The sequence below is a fragment of the Streptomyces sp. NPDC032822 genome (genome assembly GCF_055578825.1).
This window is the reverse complement of record NZ_JBVIOL010000001.1, coordinates 942,004-963,975: the sequence shown is the minus strand read 5'-3', so window position 1 is coordinate 963,975 and position 21,972 is coordinate 942,004. Positions and strand designations below refer to the sequence as shown.

21 protein-coding genes and 1 tRNA gene are annotated in these 21,972 nt (G+C 72.7%); 13 read left to right on the top strand and 9 right to left on the bottom strand.

Translation table 11 applies throughout. The features are described 5' to 3' along the window. Nucleotides 1–11 precede the first annotated feature (11 nt). The 3 genes from ACZ5VD_RS04490 to ACZ5VD_RS04480 all read right to left on the bottom strand — a co-directional run bounded on the left by ACZ5VD_RS04490 (nt 12) and on the right by ACZ5VD_RS04480 (nt 2,182). Entirely contained in the window at nt 12–404 is a 393-nt protein-coding gene (locus ACZ5VD_RS04490; protein WP_468680636.1) for an FHA domain-containing protein, read from the bottom strand. Between the two features lie 201 nt (nt 405–605). Continuing rightward, a complete protein-coding gene (locus ACZ5VD_RS04485) occupies nt 606–1,445 on the bottom strand; it encodes a hypothetical protein (RefSeq protein ID WP_468550725.1) in 840 nt (279 codons plus the stop codon). 5 nt (nt 1,446–1,450) lie between these two features. Continuing rightward, nucleotides 1,451–2,182, bottom strand: coding sequence for a hypothetical protein (locus ACZ5VD_RS04480; protein ID WP_468550726.1), 732 nt, complete (start codon nt 2,180–2,182; stop codon nt 1,451–1,453). A 211-nt stretch (nt 2,183–2,393) separates the two neighbouring features. Between ACZ5VD_RS04480 and ACZ5VD_RS04475 the strand changes: the two genes are divergently transcribed. Further along, nucleotides 2,394–2,906, top strand: coding sequence for a GNAT family N-acetyltransferase (locus tag ACZ5VD_RS04475; protein WP_468550727.1), 513 nt, complete (start codon nt 2,394–2,396; stop codon nt 2,904–2,906). A 60-nt stretch (nt 2,907–2,966) separates the two neighbouring features. On the opposite strand, the gene ACZ5VD_RS04470 is transcribed toward ACZ5VD_RS04475, so the two are convergent. Continuing rightward, nucleotides 2,967–5,015 carry a DHA2 family efflux MFS transporter permease subunit gene (locus tag ACZ5VD_RS04470; protein WP_468680635.1) on the bottom strand — a complete coding sequence of 683 codons (2,049 nt, stop codon included), beginning with the start codon at nt 5,013–5,015 and terminating at the stop codon, nt 2,967–2,969. A gap of 175 nt (nt 5,016–5,190) precedes the next feature. Between ACZ5VD_RS04470 and ACZ5VD_RS04465 the strand changes: the two genes are divergently transcribed. Next, complete coding sequence (locus tag ACZ5VD_RS04465) at nt 5,191–6,180, top strand: peptidoglycan-binding domain-containing protein (RefSeq protein ID WP_468680633.1); 990 nt, start codon at nt 5,191–5,193, stop codon at nt 6,178–6,180. Between the two features lie 296 nt (nt 6,181–6,476). On the opposite strand, the gene ACZ5VD_RS04460 is transcribed toward ACZ5VD_RS04465, so the two are convergent. After that, a complete protein-coding gene (locus ACZ5VD_RS04460; protein WP_468550730.1) occupies nt 6,477–7,136 on the bottom strand; it encodes an HAD family hydrolase in 660 nt (219 codons plus the stop codon). Between the two features lie 315 nt (nt 7,137–7,451). Beyond that, nucleotides 7,452–8,033 carry a TMEM165/GDT1 family protein gene (locus ACZ5VD_RS04455; protein WP_468550731.1) on the bottom strand — a complete coding sequence of 194 codons (582 nt, stop codon included), beginning with the start codon at nt 8,031–8,033 and terminating at the stop codon, nt 7,452–7,454. A 498-nt stretch (nt 8,034–8,531) separates the two neighbouring features. On the opposite strand from ACZ5VD_RS04455, the gene ACZ5VD_RS04450 reads away from it, so the two are divergent. The 4 genes from ACZ5VD_RS04450 (at nt 8,532) to ACZ5VD_RS04435 (ending at nt 13,673) form a co-directional block, all read left to right on the top strand. Next, nucleotides 8,532–9,176: an HNH endonuclease family protein gene (locus ACZ5VD_RS04450; RefSeq protein WP_468550732.1), complete on the top strand. Its 645-nt coding sequence runs from the start codon at nt 8,532–8,534 to the stop codon at nt 9,174–9,176. A 195-nt stretch (nt 9,177–9,371) separates the two neighbouring features. Further along, nucleotides 9,372–11,018 carry an alkaline phosphatase D family protein gene (locus tag ACZ5VD_RS04445; protein ID WP_468550733.1) on the top strand — a complete coding sequence of 549 codons (1,647 nt, stop codon included), beginning with the start codon at nt 9,372–9,374 and terminating at the stop codon, nt 11,016–11,018. A 169-nt stretch (nt 11,019–11,187) separates the two neighbouring features. After that, nucleotides 11,188–13,134, top strand: coding sequence for an FAD/NAD(P)-binding protein (locus ACZ5VD_RS04440; RefSeq protein ID WP_468680631.1), 1,947 nt, complete (start codon nt 11,188–11,190; stop codon nt 13,132–13,134). An 86-nt stretch (nt 13,135–13,220) separates the two neighbouring features. Then, nucleotides 13,221–13,673, top strand: a complete 453-nt coding sequence (locus ACZ5VD_RS04435; RefSeq protein WP_468550735.1) for a DoxX family protein — start codon at nt 13,221–13,223, stop codon at nt 13,671–13,673. Between the two features lie 141 nt (nt 13,674–13,814). Here the strand turns inward: ACZ5VD_RS04435 and ACZ5VD_RS04430 are convergent, their stop codons facing one another. Further along, nucleotides 13,815–14,357, bottom strand: coding sequence for a superoxide dismutase family protein (locus ACZ5VD_RS04430; protein ID WP_468680629.1), 543 nt, complete (start codon nt 14,355–14,357; stop codon nt 13,815–13,817). 265 nt (nt 14,358–14,622) lie between these two features. On the opposite strand from ACZ5VD_RS04430, the gene ACZ5VD_RS04425 reads away from it, so the two are divergent. Next, the gene (locus ACZ5VD_RS04425; RefSeq protein WP_468550871.1) at nt 14,623–15,249 is read left to right on the top strand and encodes a DedA family protein; all 627 of its coding nucleotides are present in this window, start codon (nt 14,623–14,625) and stop codon (nt 15,247–15,249) included. Between the two features lie 257 nt (nt 15,250–15,506). Here the strand turns inward: ACZ5VD_RS04425 and ACZ5VD_RS04420 are convergent, their stop codons facing one another. Beyond that, nucleotides 15,507–15,734 carry a DUF2277 domain-containing protein gene (locus ACZ5VD_RS04420; protein WP_468550737.1) on the bottom strand — a complete coding sequence of 76 codons (228 nt, stop codon included), beginning with the start codon at nt 15,732–15,734 and terminating at the stop codon, nt 15,507–15,509. Between the two features lie 155 nt (nt 15,735–15,889). Here ACZ5VD_RS04420 and ACZ5VD_RS04415 point away from each other — a divergent pair, with 155 nt between their 5' ends. From ACZ5VD_RS04415 to ACZ5VD_RS04400, 4 genes are all read left to right on the top strand, one after another. Beyond that, nucleotides 15,890–16,792 (top strand): ketopantoate reductase family protein, encoded by a 903-nt coding sequence (locus tag ACZ5VD_RS04415; RefSeq protein ID WP_468680627.1) that lies wholly within the window; start codon nt 15,890–15,892, stop codon nt 16,790–16,792. A 270-nt stretch (nt 16,793–17,062) separates the two neighbouring features. Further along, nucleotides 17,063–18,058, top strand: a complete 996-nt coding sequence (locus tag ACZ5VD_RS04410) for an alpha/beta fold hydrolase (RefSeq protein WP_468680624.1) — start codon at nt 17,063–17,065, stop codon at nt 18,056–18,058. Nucleotides 18,059–18,195: 137 nt separating this feature from the next. Further along, nucleotides 18,196–18,777 (top strand): dihydrofolate reductase family protein, encoded by a 582-nt coding sequence (locus ACZ5VD_RS04405; RefSeq protein ID WP_468550740.1) that lies wholly within the window; start codon nt 18,196–18,198, stop codon nt 18,775–18,777. Nucleotides 18,778–18,978: 201 nt separating this feature from the next. Then, a complete protein-coding gene (locus ACZ5VD_RS04400) occupies nt 18,979–19,341 on the top strand; it encodes a hypothetical protein (RefSeq protein ID WP_468550741.1) in 363 nt (120 codons plus the stop codon). 104 nt (nt 19,342–19,445) lie between these two features. On the opposite strand, the gene ACZ5VD_RS04395 is transcribed toward ACZ5VD_RS04400, so the two are convergent. Next, nucleotides 19,446–19,517 (bottom strand) — tRNA-Val (locus ACZ5VD_RS04395). 209 nt (nt 19,518–19,726) lie between these two features. On the opposite strand from ACZ5VD_RS04395, the gene ACZ5VD_RS04390 reads away from it, so the two are divergent. Continuing rightward, nucleotides 19,727–20,497 carry a DUF4097 family beta strand repeat-containing protein gene (locus ACZ5VD_RS04390; RefSeq protein ID WP_468550742.1) on the top strand — a complete coding sequence of 257 codons (771 nt, stop codon included), beginning with the start codon at nt 19,727–19,729 and terminating at the stop codon, nt 20,495–20,497. Nucleotides 20,498–20,570: 73 nt separating this feature from the next. Further along, entirely contained in the window at nt 20,571–21,965 is a 1,395-nt protein-coding gene (locus tag ACZ5VD_RS04385; RefSeq protein WP_468550743.1) for a hypothetical protein, read from the top strand. Nucleotides 21,966–21,972: the final 7 nt, after the last annotated feature.

Below are 21,972 nucleotides of genomic sequence, written 5' to 3'. Positions count from 1 at the left end.
CACGCCTGTGCTCACACCTCGTGGTAGAAGCCCACGTTGACGCTGCGCGGGGCGGTGCGGTCCTGGACGACGATCTCGCCGCTGCCGCCCCTGGGCAGCGGCAGGGTCCCGCCGTAGGGCAGCGGCTGCGCGTACGGGCCCGTGGTGAGGCGGACCTCGGAGGACGGGTCGGGCTGGGAGCCCTGGAGCCACGTCACCTGCCAACTGCCGTCAGGACCGCACAGGAACTCCAGGTGGACCCGGGAGACGAACAGCCAGTCGTCGGGCGTCGCGAGGCGGCACACCGTCGCGTCCCGGCCGACCCGCAGGACGGAGCCCGGCTCGCTGGGCGAGTCGGCCATGAGCATGCCTGCCGTGGCACCCTCCTCCGCCGCGGAGACGGCCGCCATGGTGAGTTCGAGCACGTGCAGCTCCTCCTGAAGTGTCCTTACACAGCCGCCGCATGATAAATCGCCCGACCCCGGCCCGTCCGACACAACGGACTATGGGCTACGGCTACGGCTACGGCTACGGCTACGGACCCAGGATGCCGGACGACGGAAGCCGGACGACGTCGAGGACGTCGTCCGGCTTCCGTCACAAGCGCCGGGTGGCGCGGTGGGGCGTCAGATGTGCAGCAGGCGCTCCGCCAGTTCGCGGTAGTCCCGCAGGGCCAGGCGGAGTTGCTCGGTGTCGCCGGAGGTGGCCGGCTTGTCGCCGGTGCCGCCGTCCGCGGACTCCCAGGAGTCGCGGAGGGTACGGCGCCTGGTCTTCACCGCGTCGGCGAAGCGGGCGGCGACCTCCTCCAGCACCTGGTCGGCCTCCTGGACAGCGGACTTCGGCTCGTCCACGAACCCCGCGACGGCGTGCTGCAACCGCTCGGTGAGCTTGTCGGACTCGTCGTTGGGGACGAGACGGGAGCCGTGCGAGTCACGACCCTGCTCGGACCCGGGGCCGCCGTGGCCGCCGTGGCTCTGCTCGGAGCCGGTGACCAGCGGCGCCGCGTCACCGGACGTACCGGAGGGGCCGCGACCGGCGGGGGTGCCGGAGGGAGCCTGGGCGCCAGGGGTGCCCGGCGTGCCGGGCGGGCCCGAGGCGGTGTCACGGCTCTGCCGGACGTCGCGACCCTGCGCGGCGTCACGGCCCGTCGCTGTCTCGCGACCAGTCGCCGTCTCGCCACCGAGACCCTCACGCCCGTCGCGTGTCTCGCGCCTGTCTCCGCCGTCACGCCTGTCTCGGCCGCCCTCGCCGAGGACGCCGGAACCGCCCGAGGCGCCGGTGGCCGGGCCGGTGCCCGACTTCTGCTGCTCGCGGGCGCGCTCGGCCGTCACGGCCGACGTGTCGCCCGACGTCTTCTCGCCCGTCACCGGATCACGCCCCGGAGCCGCCGGGACGTTCGCCCGGCCCTTCGACTTTTCTTCGCGCGGGGCGCCCTCGGCGCCCGGACCGCTCGTAGCATCGGTCATGTCACTCAACTCCCCTTCGCATGACGCCTGGTGAATCCCCACGACTGGTGGGAACGGCCGTCGTCGCGGCCCTGTGTCGCATCGCCTTCGGGCCTGTCGACCGATCCGTCGGACCTGTCGAGCCTCTCGGCCGACTCGTCGGACCTCTCGACCGGCTTCCGGGTCTCCCCCCGGTGCCGGGCCGGGCGCATCAGGTCCTCGAACAGGGCCCGTGCGTCGACCATGGCCTCGCGCAGTTCCTCGGTTCCGGAGCGGCCGTCGCCGTTCTGCGCGCCACCGTCACCTGTCTGGGCGACGCGGTGCACACGCCGGTACCCGTGCACGTGGTCCGCGTGGTGCACGGACAGCGCGGCGAACTGCTCCTCGTACTGCGAGCCGTCCGGGAAGCCGCGGACCGCGGCCAGTTCGGCGATCAGCCGGTCCGCCTCCGCCACGGCCTCCCGCGGCGATTCGACGAACCGCTCCTGCGCGGCCGTCCAGCGGGCCTCGTACTGCTCACGCTGCGCGGACTCCAGCGGCCGTTCGCGCAGCGATCCGTGCCGCTGCACGCGCTCCGCGAGCTCGTGCTCGGCGGCCTTCTCGTCCCCGTCGTGCCGGGCCACGGCCCGGTCGTACTCGGGGCCGAAGCGCCGCTTCAGGTTGTGGCCACCGGGCCCGCGCCGGGCCCGCAGGGTCAGGACGGCAGCGACGATCACGACGGCCGCCACGATCAGAGCGATGATCACGCCTGTGGACATGAGTGCCTTCCAGGTTCTCTGCCAACCGGCTCTCCGTACAAGCCGGTTCCTCCACCGGGTACCCGGGCCTCGCAGTCCAAACAGTCCGCACATCGATGGCGACGGCGTGGTGATTCGGTGTCCTCCCGTTCGCACCGCCGGCCGTGTCGCCCGACGAGGTCGCCCTTATCCGGTTGCGGAGCGCCCGGCCGACCCGCCGAGAATGACCGCCATGACCAAAGAGACGGCCACGACCACCTGGACCATCGCCCCGGAGCCGCACGACTCCCCCGTCGCCGCCGCGCTCTGGCGGGCGTACTACACGGAGGTCAGCGACCGCTGGTATCTGCTGCACGAGGGCCACCGCACCGACCCCGCCGAACTGGAACGGGAGATCGCCGCCCACTCGGGGTCCGAACTCACCCCGCCGAGCGGCCTGTTGATCGTCGGACGGTACGGCGGCGAGCCGGGCGGCAGTGCGGGCGTACGGCTGCTGGAGGGCGGGACCGCCGAGCTGACCCGGGTGTTCCTGTACGAGGGGATGCGGGGCCGGGGCGGCGCCGCGCTCCTCGTCCGGGCGGCGGAGGACGCGGCGCGGGCCCTCGGCGCCCGGCGGATGATCCTCGACACCCGCGCCGACCTCGTCGAGGCCCGCGCCCTGTACGCGCGGCTCGGCTACGAGGAGACCGCCCCGCACAACGACGACCGGTACGCCGAGCACTGGTTCCGCAAGCGGCTGGACTGAGCCCGGCCGGGCGAACGGGGGCGAGCGAGCGGAGTCGGACGAACGGGCCGGGCGGACGGATCAGCCGAACCGGGACACCGGACGTTCGTCGTGCGGGCGTTCCGTCTCCGAGCCGCACAGTTCGGTGTTCAGCTCCTTCACCAGCTGGACCAGGTCGGTCGGCCGGTCCGGGCCCCACCAGTCGCCGAGAAGCTCGGCGAGGGACTCCTCACGGGCCTCGGCGAGCCGGTCGGCGACCTCGCGGCCCTCCTCGGTCAGGCGCAGGTCCAGGCCCTCGCGGAGGGCCAGGCGGCGCTCCTCGACCTGCCGGGCGGCCTCGATGACGACGGTGAGGGGAAGGGTGGCGCGCTCGGCCAGCAAGGCCGGTTCCACGCTGCCGTGCTTCCTGATCCGCAGCAGCAGCCAGCTCGCCGCGGGGAGCAGGTCGTAGCCCGCCCGCGCGGTGATCGTCCGGTAGATCTCGCGCCGGCCCTCCCGGGTGCCCAGCACGGACAGCGCCCGGCACACCTCGTCGTAGGAGGACCTCTCCACCGGGTTGCTGGCGAGCGTCTCGGTGAGGTCCGGCGCGGTGACCGAGCCGCGCAGCCGGTCCTCCTTCAGGAACCACGCCAGGACGAAGCCGACGACGGCGACCGGGGCGGCGTACAGGAAGACGTCGGTGATGGACGTGGCGTACGCGTCCAGGGCCGGTGGTCGCAGAGCGGCCGGCAGGGCGCCGATGCCGCGCGGGTCGGACTCCAGCGCGCCCACCGAGACGCCGGGCGGGAGCCGCGTGCCGCTGAAGGCGTCGGCGAGTTCGTCGCCGAGCCGGTGGGCGAAGACCGTGCCGAAGACGGCGACACCGAAGGAGGCGCCGATGGAGCGGAAGAAGGTCGCGCCGGAGGTGGCGACGCCGAGATCCTCGTAGGAGACCGCGTTCTGCACGATCAGCACGAGGACCTGCATGACCAGGCCGAGGCCCAGGCCGAACACGAAGAAGCAGGTGCTCATCTCGGCGGTGGAGCTGTGCTCGTCGAGCCGGTGCAGCAGGAGCAGTCCGAGGGCGGTGACGCCGGTGCCCGCGACCGGGAACACCTTCCAGCGGCCGGTACGGCTGACGATCTGCCCGGACAGGGTCGACGACAGCAGCAGCCCGAACACCATCGGCAGCATGTGCACACCCGACATGGTGGGGCTGACGCCGTGCACGACCTGGAGGAACGTCGGCAGATAGGTCATCGCTCCGAACATCGCGAAGCCGACGATGAAGCTGATGACCGCGGAGAGCGTGAAGGTACGGATCCGGAAGAGCTTGAGCGGCAGGACGGGTTCGGCGGCCCGCCGCTCCACCGCCACGAACACGACGGCCAGGACCACGCCCAGCACCGCCAGCCCGACGATCTGCGGCGAGCCCCAGCCCCACGTGGTGCCGCCCAGCGAGGCCACCAGCACCAGACAGGTCGCGACGGCCGCGATGAGGAACGTGCCGAGGTAGTCGATGACGTGCCGCGTCGACCTGCTCGGGATGCGCAGCACGGTCGCGATCACCGCGAGGGCCACGACTCCGATCGGCAGGTTGACGTAGAACACCCAGCGCCAACTGAGATGTTCGGTGAACAAGCCGCCGAGCAGCGGGCCCAGCACACTGGTCGCCCCGAACACGGCCCCGAACAGCCCCTGATAGCGGCCGCGTTCACGCGGCGACACAAGGTCGCCGACGATCGCCATCGACAGCACCATCAGCCCGCCGCCGCCCAGACCCTGGAGCGCCCGGAAGGCGATGAGCTGGGACATGTCCTGCGCCGCGCCGCACAGCGCCGAGCCGACCAGGAAGATCACGATCGCGATCTGGAACAGCCGCTTGCGGCCGTACTGGTCGCCGAGCTTGCCCCACAGCGGGGTCGCCGCGGTCGCCGCCAGCAGATAGCTCGTCACCACCCAGGACAGGTGGTCCATGCCGCCGAGTTCGCTGACGATCGTGGGCAGGGCGGTCGACACGATCGTCTGGTCCAGGGCGGCCAGCAGCATCCCCAGGAGCAGCGCGCCGATCGAGACGAGAACGTTGGCGGAAACCGGCCCGTCGCGGGCATCCCGCAGCTGACCCGCCAGAGCGGGCGCATCCTCCGCCATGAAGACCTCCCGAGGGTCTCGTTCCCTCTACCCATCGTGATCGGTGTGACCGGTTATGGCCTGTTGAATCCCGCCGGAAGCCGTCGTTCCGGGGGCTCGTGTCCCCTGGTGTGGAGGAGGTCTGGATAATCTCTGGAGTTCGCGAGGGGGAGACGCGAGGGGAGGGATGGACAACATGGACGAGCCGAAGGGGCATCTGTGCCCTGAATGCGGTACCCCCAGGGGCGCCGACAACACCCCGTCGTGCGCCTGCACCGAGCGGGCGTCCGACGCCCTGCGCGACGCCCGCACGGCGGATGCCGCCGCCGCGGAGGACTTCGATCCGCTGCGGATCAGGCCGTACGTCGAGCTGGAGGGGGCACACCCTGACGAGAAGACGTCCGACGTGCCCGCCGTCGAGGCCACGATGGCGCTGCGCCCGATCACCCCGGACCGGGCCGCCGGGGACGCCACGGTCGCCCTTCCCACCGTGCCCGGCGCTCCCGCGCCCGGCCCGACCGACCTGCGCCTCTTCGAGGAACCCGAGGGTCCGCTCCCCGCCGACGACGAGGAACGGCCGGGCCGCCGCCGGGGCCGTACCGTCCTGCTCGGTGCCGGTGGAGCCGTCGTCTCGGTGATGGCGGCGGCCGGGATGGCGAGCGGACTGTTCTCGTACGAGACACCGACGCGCAGCAGCGCACCGCCGCAGGACGTACGGGCCGCCGTGCCGGACGCCTCCACGAGCGCGGCGTCCGCGCCCCCGCCCGCACCGGCCTCCCCCGCGCCGCCGGCCGCGGCCGCCCCGGCCTCCCCCACCGCGAGTCCCTCGCCCGGTGCCACGCCCTCGGTGTCCGCGTCCAGCGCCTCGCCGAGCGCGTCCGGCTCACCCCTGCCGACCAAGTCCGCCGCGAGCAGCGCCGCCGCGCCGGACGGGGGGTCCGAGCAGAGCCGCAGCATCGCCCCCGTCCTCCGCCTGGGCGACCGGGGCGCCGAGGTCACCGAACTCCAGCAGCGCCTGCGCCAGTTGTACCTCTACAACAACGAGATCGACGGCGTCTTCAGCACCCAGCTCGAAGAGGCCCTCCGCAACTACCAGTGGTCCCGCAAGGTGAGCACGGACACCAACCTCGGCTCGTACGACCACCCCACCCGAAGCAAGCTGGAATCGGAGACGACGGAACCCTGACGTCTCCGGGGGCGGTGCCCGGGACGGCCACCGGACGGCCCCTGAGCGGTACCCGGGGTGACGACCCGGCGGGGCGCGCCACCCTGCCCACCCGGCCGGAACCGTCCCCCCGGCCGGGACTGTCCACCCGCCGAGGCACGCCCTGCCACGGACCGACCCCACCACACCAGCGGGCCATCCCCGCACGGGGGCGCACAGCACCGGGACAGTCACCAGCGCGGCCGAGTCGCCCTCAGTCGGCGGCAAGGGCGGTCAAGCCACTCCTCAGCCCGCGTGAAGGCGGTGAAGCCCCCGCCTCAGCCCACGTGGAGCTCGATCGCCCCGTCCGCCCCCGCCACGACGCGTACCTCCGTCAGATCCCGCACCAGGACGTCCGGGCGGTGGACGCCGGCCCGCGGGCCCACGCCGACGACCCGCATCCCGGCCGCGTGGCCGGCCTGGATGCCGGCGCCGGAGTCCTCGAAGACGACACAGTCGGCCGGCGCGACACCGAGTTCGGCGGCGCCCTTGAGGAAGCCCTCGGGGTCGGGCTTGCTCGCGCCGACGGACTCGGCGGTGATGCGGAGGTCGGGGAGGGCGAGGCCCGCGGCGGTCATACGGGCGGTGGAGAGCGGCACGTCCGCGGAGGTCACCAGGGCGTGCGGCAGGCCGCGCAGGGAGGCGAGGAACTCGGGGGCGCCCGGTATCGCGACGACGCCGTCCATGTCGGCGGTCTCCTCGGCGAGCATCCGCGTGTTGTCCGCGTGGTTCTGCTCCATGGGGCGGCCCGGCAGCAGCAGTGCCATCGAGGCATACCCCTGGCGGCCGTGGACGACCTTCATGACCTCGTCCCCGTCCAGCCCGTGCCCGTCGGCCCAGCGCCGCCAGCAGCGCTCGACGACGGTGTCGGAATTGACCAGGGTGCCGTCCATGTCCAGCAGGAGGGCGCGGGCGGTGAGCACGGCGGTGGCCGTCATCGGGCAGCTCCAAGACGCGGGGCGGAGGGGCGCGGGGGCGTATGGGTGGGCCCCGGGAAACAAGGCGGCCCCGCCCGCCGGTCAGGGAAAACGGGCGGGAGCCACTTTGTTTCTCTACGGTACAAAACAAAGGGGGCTTCCCGCCACCGTCTTGCGCAACAGTTCACCCACCGTTCAGCTCGCCCGCCCGCCGGGCGAGCGCCCACAGAGCCACCCACGGGACCGCCCGCGAGGCCGGCCGCGACGCCACCCACGAAACCGGTCACGAGGCCACCCCGCCCCCACACCCCTCACCCGGCCGCCCACGGCCCTGCCTCAGCCCGTCACCGCCTCCCACAGGCTCCACACGCCGAGTCCCAGCATCAGCAGCGCCGCGATCCGGGTGATGAGCCGCAGCGGAACCCGCTTCATCAGGGCCTTTCCGCCGACGATGCCGAGTCCGGCCACCGCCCACAGCGCGAGCACCGCGCCCAGGCCGACGGAGAGCGGGTCGTCGTAGCGGGCCGCGAGGTTCGCCGTCATGATCTGCGTGAGGTCGCCGAACTCGGCGACCAGGATGAGCATGAAGCCCGCCCCGGCGACCTTCCAGAAGGACTGGTCCTCCGGCTTGCGGATCTCCTCCTCGCCCTCGTCCCTCTTCAGCAGGAGCACGGCCGCGCCGCCCAGGAACAGCACGCCGGTGAGTGCCTGGACGAGCTGCTGCGGGAGCAGCGTCAGCACGGAGCCCGCCGCGACGGCGAGGGCGACATGCAGGGCGAAGGCGGCGGCGACGCCCGCGAAGACGTAGGAGGCGCGGTAGCGGGTGCCGAGGACGAGGCCGGCGAGTGCGGTCTTGTCCGGCAGTTCGGCGAGGAAGACGACGCCGAAGACGAGTGCCGTCACGGTGAAGCTGATCAAGGGTCCTCAATCGGTTCGGGCTGCCCCACCGAGAGTGTGATGAACGCTGCTACGACACCTCGGCACGGCAGCGCACATGGCATCCATGCCGAAAAGCACGGATGTGCACTGCTTGCCGAAGGTCTCGCTGGCCGATCCGCAAGGATCTGCCTCCGGGCGCCGGCTCAGACGAGCTGAGCAGTATGTCGACGGTCCGGCGAAGAGCTACTCCCCTTCTGCGCCGTCCATCGTACGCGACCGTCCGCGAGCCCGATCCGACGCCGATCCGACGGGCGGACCCGACCGGCAGATGCCCGCGAGACGGATCCACGAGGCGGTCCGGGAGGCACGGCCCAAGAGGCGGTCCGGGAGGTGGTCCGAGAAGCCGAGGCGTCACGCCCCTTGTCGTGTCATGAACACGTCACTAACTTCTCACCCAACGCACACCTCCCCGCAACACGGCGGCGGGAGCATTCGAACGCTCGCTCTCCAACGCCCCCACATCCCCTGGGAGTTCGCATGTCGAAGTTCTACGCGCGTCGACGCGTCAGCATACTCGCTGCGCTCACCGGCCTCATAGCCTCCGCGCTGCTTTTCAACAGCCCGAACGCCTCCGCCGCCCTCCCCACCCCGGTCAGCGCCGCCACCGCCCGCACCTACCTCGCCTCGCTCACCGTCTCGGCCGAGGACCGCACCGGCTACGACCGTGACCTGTTCAACCACTGGATCACCATCAGCGGCACCTGCAACACCCGCGAGACGGTCCTCAAGCGCGACGGCTCGAACGTCGTCACCAGCTCCGCCTGCGCCGCCACCAGCGGCACCTGGTACTCCCCCTACGACGGCGCCACCTGGACCGCCGGCTCCGACCTCGACATCGACCACCTGGTGCCGCTGGCCGAGGCCTGGGACTCCGGCGCGGACGGCTGGACCAGCACCCAGCGCCAGAACTTCGCCAACGACCTGACCCGCCCGCAGCTCATCGCCGTCACGGACAACGTCAACCAGGCCAAGAGCGACCAGGACCCGGCCGAGTGGATGCCGTCGGTCACGTCCTACCGCTGCACCTACGTGCGCGCCTGGGTCCAGGTGAAGTACTACTACGACCTCTCGGTCGACTCGGCCGAGAAGAGCGCGCTCACCAGCTATCTCTCCGGCTGCTGAACCGGCACTCGGACCAGCGTCGGTCGGGACCTCTGCACGGACCGGCGTTCGGGCCGGTACCCGGACCGGCGTTCCGGAGCCGAGCGGTCCACGCGCCTGAGAGATCCACAAGGATCGACAAACCGTGATCTCCGGAACCTCCCCGTTCCCCTCCGTCGTTCCGTACCGTACGGGGCGACGGAGGAGGGCGATCACGTGGCGGGACTGCGCCTTGGACCACTGCTGAGGTTTGCCGACGGTACGTCCGCGACGGTCTGGGTCGAGGCGAGCCGACCGTGCACCGCCGAGGTGCGCTGTGCGGACGGCGGTGGGGGCGAGGCCCCCACCTTCCAGGTCGAGGGCCACCACTACGCCCTGGTGCCGGTGACGGGCCTGACCCCGGGCACGACCCGGGCCTACGAGGTGTTCCTCGACGGCACCCGTGTGTGGCCGCTGGACGAGGCGCCCTTCTCGGAGTTCCCGCCCTCGGTCATCCAGACCCCGACCGAGGGGGACGACGTCCGTGTCGCCTTCGGCTCCTGCCGCTGGGCCTCGCCCCCGAAGGGCGAACAGGACCCGGTCGGCCCGGACGCCCTGGACGCCCTCTCCTCCCGGATGATGAGCGACCCCGAGGGCGAACGGCCGGACGTGCTCCTGCTGTTGGGCGACCAGGTGTACGCCGACGAGACCACGGACGCGACCCGCCACTGGCTCGCCGCCCGCCGCGACCTGAACGACGCGCCGGGCAGCGAGGTGGCGAACTACGAGGAGTACACCCGGCTCTACTACGAGTCCTGGCTCGACCCCGAGGTCCGCTGGCTACTGTCCACCGTGCCCAGCTGCATGATCTTCGACGACCACGACGTCATCGACGACTGGAACACCTCCGACTCCTGGCTGGCGGACATGCGGGCCACCGGCTGGTGGCAGGAACGGCTGATGAGCGGCCTGATGTCCTACTGGGTGCACCAGCACCTGGGGAACCTGTCCCCGACCGAACTGGCCGACGACCCGGTCTACGCCGCCGTCCGGGACACCCCCGACGGCACCGACGTGCTGCGCGCCTTCGCCGGCCGGGCCGACGAGGACGCCGCCTCGGTCCGCTGGAGCTACCGCCGCGACTTCGGCCGCGTCCGGCTGCTGATGGTGGACAGCAGGGCGGCCCGCGTCCTGGAGGAGCAGAACCGCGCGATGCTCGACCCCGGCGAGGAGCAGTGGGTGCGCGAACAGGCACTGGACGAGCCGGGATCGTACGACCACCTCCTCGTCGGCACCTCCCTGCCCTGGCTGCTCCCGCACCTCGTGCACGACGCCGAGGCGTGGAACGCGGCACTGTGCCGAGGCGAGAAGGGCGCCCGCTGGGCCCGCTTCGGCGAGGATCTGCGGCGCAAGGCCGACCTGGAGCACTGGGCGGCCTTCCCGGAGTCCTTCACCGCACTGGCGGACCTCTTCGCCGAGGCCGGTTCGGGCCCGGAGGCACCGGCCACGATCCTCGTGCTGTCCGGGGACGTGCACCACGCGTACGTGGCCGAGCCGAAGTGGCGTGCCGAGGCCCCGGACGCCCACGTCCTCCAGCTGACCTGCTCCCCCGTCCACAACTCCATCCCGCTCTCGATACGGCTCGGCTTCCGCTTCGGCTGGAGTGCGGTGGCCCGGGCGCTGGGCCGCCGCTTCGCCTGGCACGCGCGCACCCCGCAGCCGCCGGTCAGCTGGCGCCGGACGGGCGGCCCCTGGTTCGGCAACCAGCTCATGAGCCTGACACTGCGCGGCCGTTCGGCCCGGCTGCGGCTGGAGCAGGCACGGGCGGTGCGGGGCGCCGGACCACGACTGGAGACGGTCATGGAGTCCGAACTCGCCCGCTGATCGACGCCTTCCGACCGTTTCTTGTGCCCGTGACCGGTGATGCGCGTGATGCGTCCCACAGTCCTGGCACCCTGGGCCCGGCCGCGCCGGTTCCCGACGGCATGATGAGGCGGACCGTCCGCTTCCAGCGGTCGTCGCCACGCGCCCCACACGCCCGGGAGTTCTCCTCTTGCCCGCACCGCCCGAGGACCATGTGCCCCTCTCCGTCGCCCTGGTCGGCGCCGGCCCCCGCGGCACCGGTGTCCTGGAACGCCTCTGCGCCTCGGCGCCGGAACTCCTCCCGCCCGGCGCCCGGTTGACGGTCCATGTCGTCGACCCGGCACCGCCGGGACCCGGCCGTGTCTGGCGGACCGCGCAGTCGTCCGAGCTGCTGATGAACACCGTGGCCTCGCAGGTGACCCTGTTCACCGACGACAGCGTGGACTGCTCGGGGCCGATCCGGCCGGGCCCGAGCCTGTACGAGTGGGCGGGCGGCACGCTCGGGCCGGACGCCTACCCGACCCGGGCCCAGTACGGCCGGTACCTGGAGTGGGTGTTCGCGCGGACGGTGCGCGAGGCTCCGCCCGGGATCCGGGTCGAGACCCACGCGGCGCGCGCGGTACGGCTCGACGACGCCCCCGGCGGCCTCCAGAGCCTCGCTCTCGACGACGGCCGCACCCTGTCCGGCCTGTCCGCCGTCGTCCTCGCACAGGGCCATCTGCCGACGGCCGCGGACCCCGCCGTACGACGGCTCGCCCGCTACGCCGAACAGCACGGCCTGCGCCACGTCCCGCCCGCCAACCCCGCCGACGTCGACCTGTCGCCCCTCTCCCCCGGCGAACCGGTGCTGTTGCGCGGTCTGGGGCTCAACTTCTTCGACCACACGGCCCTGTTGACGACAGGCCGCGGCGGACGCTTCGTCCCCGACGGGCCGGGGCTGCGCTACCTGCCCTCCGGCCGCGAGCCACGCCTGTACGCCGGTTCCCGGCGCGGAGTGCCCTACCAGGCCCGCGGCGACAACGGGAAGGGCCCCTACGGCCGGCACCTCCCGCTCGTCCTCACCGACGAGACGATCGCCCGCTTCCGCAAGCGCGCCGACTCCGGCGAGGCCCCGGACTTCCTCACGGAGATATGGCCGCTGGTGGCCAAGGAGGTCGAAACGGTCTACTACGAAACACTGGTCGGGGAGAGCGAGTTCGGCGCCCTGGGCGGGACCGCGGCCTTCGGCGCCGGACGGTTCGGACCCGCCGCCTTCCGGGCCCGCTTCCTCGCCACCGCGCACGGCAGCGTCCAGGAAGCCGCCGTACTGGAGGAGTTCGGGGTGGCGCCGGAGGACCGCTGGTCCTGGGACCGCATGTCCCGCCCGTACACGGGCCACACTTTCCCCGGCCCCCGCGCCTGGCGGGAGTGGCTGCTCGCCCACCTCCGTGACGACGCCGCGCAGGCCGCCCTCGGCAATGTCACGGGCCCGCTGAAGGCCGCCCAGGACGTGCTGCGCGACCTGCGCAACGAACTGCGGCGGATCGTCGACCACGGCGGACTCGCGGGCACCTCGCGCCGGGACCACCTGGACCGCTGGTACACCCCGCTCAACGCCTTCCTGTCGATCGGCCCGCCCCGGCGCCGCATCGAGGAGCTGGCCGCGCTGGTGGCGGCGGGCGTGGTGGAGGTGCTCGGGCCGCGGCTGGAGGTCCGGGAGGCGGAGGGGGCGTGGGTGGCGCGCTCCCCGGAGGTGCCGGACTCCGCCGTGCGCGTGACGACGCTCGTCGAGGCGCGGCTGCCGGAGCCCGATCTGCGGCGCACCGCGGACGACCTGCTCGCCCGGCTGCTGAAGACCGGGCAGTGCCGGCCGCACACCGTGGACGGTTACGAAACCGGGGGGCTGGACGTAACAGAACGCCCGTACCGTCTGATCGACCGTCAAGGCCGGGCACATCCAAGGCGGTTGGCCTTCGGGGTACCCACGGAGGGCGTGCACTGGGTGACCGCGGCCGGGGCCCGGCCAGGTGTGGATTCGGTCACGCTTTCGGACGCGGATGCAGTGGCCAGAGCGGCTCTACGTGCAGCTGCGGCCGAAACGGGAGGGGCAACAGAGGCGAACTATTGGCCAAATGTTGAACTTGCAAGCATTGATTAGGCGCGCCTAACCTGGGCCACTCACTCGGTTCCGTCCCCCAGACCGGTGCCTTTCACGGGCCGGCCGACCGAAGGAGTAACCCCCACATGTCCGCACGTCTCAACACCGCGCAGCCCTACGCGATCGGTCTGTTCCGGATCGTCGTCGGCCTGCTCTTCGCCTGCCACGGAGCCGCCTCGCTCTTCGGCGTGCTCGGTGGCGCCGGCGGCAGCGGAGCCACCGTCGAGGCCGGCACCTGGCCCGGCTGGTACGCGGCCGTGATCCAACTGGTCGGCGGCACCCTCGTCCTGTTCGGCCTCGGCACCCGGGCCGCCGCGCTCGTCTGCTCGGGCTCGATGGCCTACGCGTACTTCAAGGTCCACCAGCCGACCGGCCTGTGGCCGATGGAGAACAACGGCGAGCCCTCGGCGATGTTCTGCTGGGCCTTCCTGCTGCTGGTCTTCACCGGCTCCGGCGCCCTCGGCCTGGACCAGCTCTTCGGCAGGCGCTCCACCGCGACGGCGAAGCCGGCGTCCGAAAAGACGCCGGTGGCGGCCTGATCCAGGGTCGCCCCACCAACGACGACGGCGTCCGCTCCCACGCGATATGCGCGGGGCGGACGCCGTCGCCCGTGCGGCCTTCGCTCTTACTTCTTCGTTCGCCGGTCGCCTGTCCTCGGTCCTCTGTTGTCCGGGTTTCCGCTAGACGGTCCAGCCGAAGGGCACCGTGAAGCAGGCGACGCGCACGCCCTTGCTGCCCGGCTCGTCGTGGATCACCACGGAGGACGCCTCGCCCTGCCGGAAACCCCAGGTGTGACGGGCGCTCGCCCGGCCCGAGCCGCGCTCGTCGGCGGTGAAGTCGAGCCAGACCTCGTTGTCCGCGTTGACGTGGTGCGCCTCGGTGGACGGCTCGTGCTGGTAGTGCCCGCCCGCGGCGGCCGGGTCGGCGGCACACGGCTTCCGGTGCACGTGGACGCCGTACTCGTAGCCCGGCCGGAGCCCCTCGACCCGCAGGCGTACGGTCGTCGCCCCGCGCTCCTCGGTGTGCTGGGCCACCTCGATCCAGGCGGCGGCCGGGACCAGCCTCCCGTCGTACGTCAGCGCCGCGGAGGGCACGAAGGCGGTGGGCGGCGCGAAGCGGGCGTCCGTCCTCATCCGGTAGCCGTGGGAGTCATGGGCACCGTCGGCGGTGCCGCTCGCGAGCACGGCCGCGACGACGGCGCCCGCACATATACCTGCCACCATGATGTGTACCGTTCCTTACCTTCCGGTGGGATCCCTCGGGGATCCGGGCCCCTCTCCGTTGCTACGGGACACCCGCACCCGCCGCCCCCGGGAAGCGGCAGCCGAGTGAACATGCCGTGACGAACCCCCGAGCCCCCCGTGAATCTCCTGTCACACCACAGGCGTACGCTGTAAGGCTGTTACGGGCCGTCCCTGCCGCTCCCCTGCAGGGCTGCGGCAGGGTGGGACCACGGGGGATCACGGGGAGTTCGCGGTGCTGGAAAGCATGGAGAGTGTGGGGCTGCTGACCGGCAGCCCCTGGATCTACGCGGTGATCGCCGCATCCGTCCTGCTGGACGTGTTCGTGCCGGTCCTGCCGAGCGGCGTCCTCGTCATCACCGCGGCCACCGCGGCAGCCGCGGGCACCGGCGCCGCGACCGGCCAGGTCCCGGCACACGACGTACCCGACATCCTGGTCCTCATCCTCTGCGCCACGACCGCGTCCGTGCTGGGCGACCTGGTGGCGTACCGCCTGGCCTGGCGCGGCGGTGCCCGCCTGGACCGCGCCATCGCCCGCTCCCGCCGTCTGACCACCGCGCAGGAACGTCTCGGCGCGGCCCTCGCCCGGGGCGGCGGCGCCCTCGTCGTCCTCGCCCGGTTCGCCCCGGCCGGCCGCTCGGTCGTCTCCCTCGGCGCCGGCGCCGCCCACCGCCGCGCCCGCGACTTCCTCCCCTGGTCCGCCCTCGCGGGCCTCTCCTGGGCCGCCTACAGCGTCGCCCTCGGCTACTTCGGCGCCCAGTGGCTGGGCACGACCTGGCTGGCGACGGGCGTCTCCGTGCTGGCGCTGTTCGGCGCGGGCGCGGGAGCGGCCTACGTCATGCGACGACAGCCGCAGGCGGCGGAGACGCCGTAAGGGGCCGCGGAGACGCGGTAGGGGCAAGGAGCGAAGGGCGGGCGGAGTGCGGGCGGAAACGCGCGATGGCCGCGGGTTGGGGACTGTGGACTGGGCTCCGGCATCTGACGGCTATGGGCTGGGCTCTGACGGCTGACGGCTGTGTGTACGCCGCCGGCCCGTGGGGAGTCCGTGCGGGCGCCGCCCCGTCGGCTCGGACGGTGTCCTGTCGGCGCAGGGCCGCGTGGCCCGCCCGTCGGCATCGACGCCCGCCCGCGCTACCCCGCCTTGCGCGCGGCTCCCCGTATCTCCAACCCGGCCAGCAGCTCCGCCGTGGCCTCGGCGATCACCTCCACGGCCCGGTCGAACGCCTCCTGGTTGTGGGCGGCGGGGGCCCGGAACCCGGAGACCTTGCGGACGTACTGCAGGGCGGCGGCCCGGATCTCCTCCTCCGTCGCCTCCTCGGGCAGTACGGGCGGACGAAGCGTCTTGATGCTGCGGCACATACCCCCAGTCTCGCTCCCGCCGGGGAATACCGCCGGGCCTCCGCCCGATTCCATGAACCAGGTCCACGAACCGGGAGCGCCGACGCAGTCGCCCCTGCGATGATCGCTCCGAGGCGGCCACCGACCCGGGGCCGACCCCAGAGAGGAACCCTCACATGGCATACGACGAACTCAGCGTGGCCGTCCTCGGCCCCGGCGGCACCGGCGGCCTGCTCGCCGCCCTGCTGTCCCGCGCAGGCCACCGCGTGATCTGCCTGGCCGGCGAGGAGACGGCGGACACCCTCCGCAGGGCCGGAATCCGTGTCCGTAGCGAGAAGTTCGGCGACTTCACCGCCCGCGTCGAGGCGGACACCGTCCTGCGCGAGCCGGTGGATGTCTGCGTGGTCGCCGTCAAGCACACGGCTCTCGACGCCGCCCTCGGCCGCGTCCCGCCCACGGCCCTCGGAGACGGTCTGGTCGTCCCGCTGCTGAACGGCGTGGAGCACCCCGCGACCCTGCGGACCCGCTACCGCCCCGACCGGGTGGCGCCCGCGGTGATCCGGGTGGAGTCCACGCGGGTGGCGCCGGGTGTGATCGAGCACGGCAGCCCCTTCGCCGAGGTCGACCTGACCGGAGAGGGCGTGCCCGGCGAGCGCCTCGACGCGCTGGCCCGGGCCCTGACGGCCGCCGGTCCGACCACCCGGGTGCTGCCCGACGAGTCGGCGGCCCTGTGGGCGAAGATGTCGTTCCTGGCCCCCTTCGCGCTGCTGACGACCCGTCACGGGCTCCCGCTGGGCGACGTACGCACCAAGTACCGCGAGGAGTTGACGGCCCTGGTCGAGGAGACCGCGGCGGTCAGCGCCGCCTGCGGCGGACCGTCGGACCCGGCCCAGGCACTCGCCCGCTACGACGGCTTCCCGCCCGCGACCAAGTCGTCCATGCAGCGTGACGCGGAGGCGGGCCGGCCTCTCGAACTGGACGCGATCGGCGGGGCGTTGCTGCGCGCGGCCGAACGACACGGCGTGCGGGTGCCCGTGACAGCCCAGCTGGTACGGGAGTTGAGGGACGCCGGCCACTGAACCGGGGTCGGGGCCGGGCTCGCCGGAGCCGACCTGCCGTGGCCGACCCGCTGTGGCTGACCTGCCTGAGCCGACCTGCCGTGGCCGACCTGCCGTGGCTGGCCTGCTGGGGCTGATCTGCTGCGACCGTCTCGATGTGGCCGTCTGAATGGTGGCCGTCTCGATGTGGCCGACTTGCCGAACCGGCAACATTCCTCGCGCCCGCCCTCCGCGGCGCCACAGGATCGTCGTACGGGCCACAGCGCCGAAGCCACGCACCGAGGACGACGCATGCCGCAGCCGAACCCCCAGCTCAGGGACGCCATCCACCACCTGCTCCCGGCCCCCGCCGGCCGCGTCCACGCCGTGGAACTCGGCGCGGGGCCGCTGGTCCTGCTGGTGCACGGCTTCCCGGAGTCCTGGTACTCGTGGCGCCACCAGCTCCCGGCCCTGGCCTCCGCCGGCTACCGCGCGGTCGCGATCGACGTGCGCGGATACGGGCGCTCGTCGAGGCCGGACGCGGTGGCGGCGTACCGGTTGCTGGAGCTCGTCGCGGACAACGCGGCCGTGGTCGAGGCCCTCGGCGAGCGGTCCGCGGTGGTCGTCGGACACGACTGGGGCGCGACCGTCGCGGCGCACTCCGCGCTGCTCAGGCCCGACGTGTTCCGCGCGGTCGGCCTGCTGAGCGTGCCCTACACCCCGCCCGGCGGCCCTCGGCCGAGTGAGATCTTCGCCCGACTGGGCGGCGGGAAGGAGGAGTTCTACGTCTCCTACTTCCAGGAGCCGGGCCGGGCGGAGCGCGAGATCGAACCGGACGTACGCGGCTGGCTCGCCGGTTTCTACGCCGCCCTCTCCGCGGACACCCTGCCGGGGCCCGGCGCCCCCGACCCGCACTTCGTCAGCCCGGGCGGGACGTTGCGCGACCGCTTCCCCGCAGGACGGTTGCCGGACTGGCTCGGCGAGGCCGAACTCGACGTCTACGCCGGAGAGTTCGAGCGCACCGGTCTGACCGGCGCCCTGAACCGGTACCGCGCGATGGACCACGACTGGAAGGACCTGGCCGACCACGCCGGCGCCCCCGTCGAGCAGCCGTCCCTGTTCCTCGGCGGCACCCTGGACGCCTCGACGACCTGGCTGGCGGACGCGCTCGACGCCTTCCCCGCCACCCTGCCCGGCCTGCGCTCCTCCCACCTCCTCGAAGACTGCGGGCACTGGATCCAGCAGGAACGCCCCGAGGAGGTCAACCGCCGCCTGACCGCCTGGCTGGCCTCCCTGCCGACCGGCTGAGTGCGGGGGCGCCGGATGCCCCGATGATTTTCGGCGGCGCCCCGGGTCTGTCCTTGAGCGAGGCAGCCCCAAGCCCTCGACGCCTCCGGGCATCCGGACCTCCGGACCCGGGAACCTCTGGACCCCTGGGAGATGTGATGAGCACCGTGGTGATGCACAGCGTCGTGTCCGTGGACGGCTTCATCGCCGACACCGACGACCAGGTCGGCCCCCTGTTCGACTGGTACGGCAACGGCGACGTCCAGATCGGCGAGGGCGAGAAGGGCGGCAGAATCACCCGGACCTCGGCCGAGTACGTCAAGCCGCTGTGGGACAGCATCGCGGTGGTGGTGATCGGACGGCACCTGTTCGACATCACCAACGGCTGGGAGGGTGCCCCGCCGGCGGCCGAGCACGTGGTCGTGGTCTCACACCGCCCCAAGCCCGACGGCTGGCACCCCGAGGCGTCGTACCACTTCGTCGACGACGTGACCGAGGCGCTCGCGAAGGCACGGGGACTCGCCGGGGACCGTACGGTCGCCGTGGCGGCGGGCGACGTCGGAGGCCAGGCCTTCGCCCTCGGCCTGGTCGACGAGGTGGCGATGGACGTGGTGCCCGTGGTCTTCGGCTCGGGCAAGCGGTACTTCGGTGCGACGGACGCGCGTCACCTGCTCGACGACCCGCACACGGTGATCCAGGGCGACCGGGTACTGCACCTGCGCTACCGGGTCCGCCGCTAGCCGTTGTCAGGCCGATCAGGCCATCAGGTCGATCGAGCGGCAGGAAAGAAAGCGGCGGTGCCTCGGAGCGCGGCCGGGGGATCCCTCTCCGGCTGAGCGCGTGCCGCACCCCGCGCCTGCGCCGTCGACTGCGACTGCGACTTCACACGAACCCCCCGAAGGAACTCGCCACCCAAAATCGAACAGGCGTAGCATTAGCGCGTGGCTACGACCTATGACTTTCCGAGTGACCTCCTCGCCGGTCAGGAGGAGCTGCATCAGGTCCGGGCCGAGTTGTCGGCCCTGCTCAAACGGCTCCCCTGGTCGGTCGAGCCCCTGGACGGCTTCAGCGACGCGGGCGGCTGGCGCAAGGTGGAGCGGCCCGCCTCCCCCGGCTGGACCGCCGACGAGCAGGCCACGGTGGAGAAGCTCCGCCGGCGTGAGCACGAACTCGCCGTCTTCGTGAGCTGCCACCGCTTCTGGGCGGAGGTCGCGACACCGGAACGCGTGGACGCCCGCACGAAGCTGAAGTACGCGCACGAGACTCCGCAGGCCCCCGAGCAGCCGGAGACGGAACACCCCTGAACCGAGGAAGGCCCCGCCGAAGAAGACGCCGTAGAACGGAGAAGGGGTCCCCGGCCGCGATCGGCCGGGGACCCCTTCTCCGTTTCTCGTTCACCTCACCACTGTGGGCGCGGACGGTTTCGAACCGCCGACATCCTGCTTGTAAGGCAGGCGCTCTACCCCTGAGCTACGCACCCGAGACGAGTCGACAGCCTACATGGCCCTGGGCACGGTCCCGCAAACCCGTATCGGTGCGAGGGCCACGTCGGGACGGTGTCCGGGGTGATCCGGGGGTTAACCCCACCGGTGATCCGGGAGCGGTCCGGATGCCCCGGCGAGGCCGCGCTCCGTACGGTCGAAGAGTGTCGTGGCAGAGGCCCGGCGCTCGTCCCAGGGGGAGACCGTCATGATCCGTACCGTTCCCGTCCGTGCCGCCGCCGTGGCCGGTGTCGTCGCGGCCCTCCTCGCCGGCGCCACCGCCTGTGGTGCCGCCGCCGCGGACGACAAGGATCCCGACCACAAGTCCTTCGCCCTGCGGGGCGACACGCTCACGATCGACTCGGACGACTCCGCGCTGGAGATCGTCGCCGCCGACGCGCACAAGGCGGGCACGATCGACGTCACCCGCTGGTTCAAGGGCTCGGTCGCCCTCGGCAAGGACCCCGAGGTGACCTGGTCCATGAAGGACGACCGGCTGAAGCTGCGGCTGAAGTGCAGCGGGGTGGTCGCCGACTGCGCGGCCAAGCACCGCATCGAGGTGCCGCGCGGCATCGCGGTGAACGTGGAGAACGGCGACGGCAGCGTGCGCGCCCGTGGTTTCCAGGACGCGCTGAACATCCGCAGCGGCGACGGCTCGGTGCGGGTCACCGACTCCAGCGCCCCGCTGGAGCTGCGCACCGGCGACGGCTCGATCCGCGCCGACGTCTCCTCGCGCCGGGTGAGCACCCGCACCGGCGACGGCTCGGTCCACCTCGAACTGGCCGCCGTACCGGACCGGGTGGAGTCCCGCAGCGGCGACGGGTCCGTGACGATCGAACTGCCCGAGGCCACCTACCGGGTGACGAGCACGACGGGCGACGGCGGCGAGGACATTTCGGTGCCCCGGAGCGACTCCAGCTCCCATGTGGTGTCCGCGCGGACGGGCGACGGCCACGTAACGGTCCGCACCGCGAACTGACCGGCCCGTGTGTTCGTCCTCAACCGGTGGGAGAATGACATCGGCAGGACGGACCACAGCACGGGAGAGGGATGTGACGGCGACACCTTCGCAGCCGGACTCGCCGATGGTGCCGCGCGCACACGACCCCGTGCGTCACGCACTGCGGGACGCCCTCACCCTGGCCGCGCTGCCCCTCGTCGTCGTCCTCGCGCTGCCCGCCGCCTTCGCGAGCGGCGGCGGCAGCGGCACCCGGCGCTGGTTCGGCGGGCGCGCGGAGAGCCAGCGGGCCGAGGCGCAGGCCGCGAAGGACGCCGCCGCGGCCGCGTTCTACGAGCTGGACACCGCCCAGCGAGATCTGCGGATCTCGATAGAGACCATCACGGCCGTCGACGACTCGCCCGCCGCCCGGCGCGCGGTCGCCGACTTCCAGGCGGTCAGCGCCCGCATCGACGAGGCCAGCCACCAGTACATCGAGGCGGTGGACGCCTACGACCTCGACCGCGACGACCTGGAGGCCTCGGCGGCGGCGCAGGCCCGCACCCAGCTCACCCGCGCCAAGGACGAACTGGGCCGGGTCAAGCAGGACCTGGACCGCTTCACGGCCGGCCTCGGCCCCCTGCTCGGCAAGGCGGAGACCCAGCTGGCCCGCCTCGCCCCGTCCGTCGAGCGGGCCCGGCAGGGACTGCTGGCCGCGTCCAACGCACTGGACGCGGTACGGGCATCGGGGCTGACGGCGGACGACCTGGCCGCCCGGCTCGCCGCCCTGGGACCCGAGCTGACCAAGCTGAACCAGGGTGCCGGAGCGCACGGTGTGCCGCAGACGCTGGAACGCGCCGAGCGGGTCGCGCGGGAGGCCGAGTCGGTCCGGGTGGAGGCCGAGCGACTCCCGGAGCGGGCCGCCGAGATCGACCACCGGCTGGTGTCGCTGCGCACCCGCGCCCAGGCCCTGACCACCCGTGCCGGGCAGGTCGACCCGATCCTGAGCGACCTGCGGCGGCGCTTCACGGCCGCCTGCTGGCAGGACCTCCAGCATGTGCCGGACCATGCCACGGAGAACGTGGCGCAGGCCGAGCTGAAGCTGCGCGAGGCCCGCGCCGCCCGCGACGAACAGCGCTGGCCGGACGCGACGGCCCTGCTGTCCACGGTCCGGGCGCTGCTGAACACGACCGACGAGTCCGTCTCGGCCGCCGGCGACCGGCTGCGCCGGCTGAACGCCGTACAGAAGGACCCGCAGCAGGAGATCGACCGCACCCGCTTCGCCATCCGGGACGCCCAGCGCCTGGCCATGGCCGGCCGCAACACCCCCGACCCTCGCGACGCGCGCCCGCTGGACGACTCGGTGGCCCGCCTCGACCGCGCGATCACCGGCCTGGAGGGGCGCCACCCCGACTACTGGCACTTCCTGACGGAGACGGAGGCCGTGCGGCGCGCGGTGGCCGGCGTGGTGACCCGTATCCGCGAGGAACGCGGGACGACCGCCCCCTGAGGGCCGG

Coding starts and splice junctions, on each gene's coding strand:
- ACZ5VD_RS04485 (WP_468550725.1), bottom strand. CDS start 1,445: ATGACCGATGCTACGAGCGGTCCGGGCGCCGAGGGCGCCCCGCGCGAA.
- ACZ5VD_RS04480 (WP_468550726.1), bottom strand. CDS start 2,182: ATGTCCACAGGCGTGATCATCGCTCTGATCGTGGCGGCCGTCGTGATC.
- ACZ5VD_RS04475 (WP_468550727.1), top strand. CDS start 2,394: ATGACCAAAGAGACGGCCACGACCACCTGGACCATCGCCCCGGAGCCG.
- ACZ5VD_RS04470 (WP_468680635.1), bottom strand. CDS start 5,015: ATGGCGGAGGATGCGCCCGCTCTGGCGGGTCAGCTGCGGGATGCCCGC.
- ACZ5VD_RS04465 (WP_468680633.1), top strand. CDS start 5,191: ATGGACGAGCCGAAGGGGCATCTGTGCCCTGAATGCGGTACCCCCAGG.
- ACZ5VD_RS04460 (WP_468550730.1), bottom strand. CDS start 7,136: ATGACGGCCACCGCCGTGCTCACCGCCCGCGCCCTCCTGCTGGACATG.
- ACZ5VD_RS04450 (WP_468550732.1), top strand. CDS start 8,532: ATGTCGAAGTTCTACGCGCGTCGACGCGTCAGCATACTCGCTGCGCTC.
- ACZ5VD_RS04435 (WP_468550735.1), top strand. CDS start 13,221: ATGTCCGCACGTCTCAACACCGCGCAGCCCTACGCGATCGGTCTGTTC.
- ACZ5VD_RS04430 (WP_468680629.1), bottom strand. CDS start 14,357: ATGGTGGCAGGTATATGTGCGGGCGCCGTCGTCGCGGCCGTGCTCGCG.
- ACZ5VD_RS04425 (WP_468550871.1), top strand. CDS start 14,623: ATGGAGAGTGTGGGGCTGCTGACCGGCAGCCCCTGGATCTACGCGGTG.
- ACZ5VD_RS04420 (WP_468550737.1), bottom strand. CDS start 15,734: ATGTGCCGCAGCATCAAGACGCTTCGTCCGCCCGTACTGCCCGAGGAG.
- ACZ5VD_RS04415 (WP_468680627.1), top strand. CDS start 15,890: ATGGCATACGACGAACTCAGCGTGGCCGTCCTCGGCCCCGGCGGCACC.
- ACZ5VD_RS04410 (WP_468680624.1), top strand. CDS start 17,063: ATGCCGCAGCCGAACCCCCAGCTCAGGGACGCCATCCACCACCTGCTC.
- ACZ5VD_RS04405 (WP_468550740.1), top strand. CDS start 18,196: ATGAGCACCGTGGTGATGCACAGCGTCGTGTCCGTGGACGGCTTCATC.
- ACZ5VD_RS04390 (WP_468550742.1), top strand. CDS start 19,727: ATGATCCGTACCGTTCCCGTCCGTGCCGCCGCCGTGGCCGGTGTCGTC.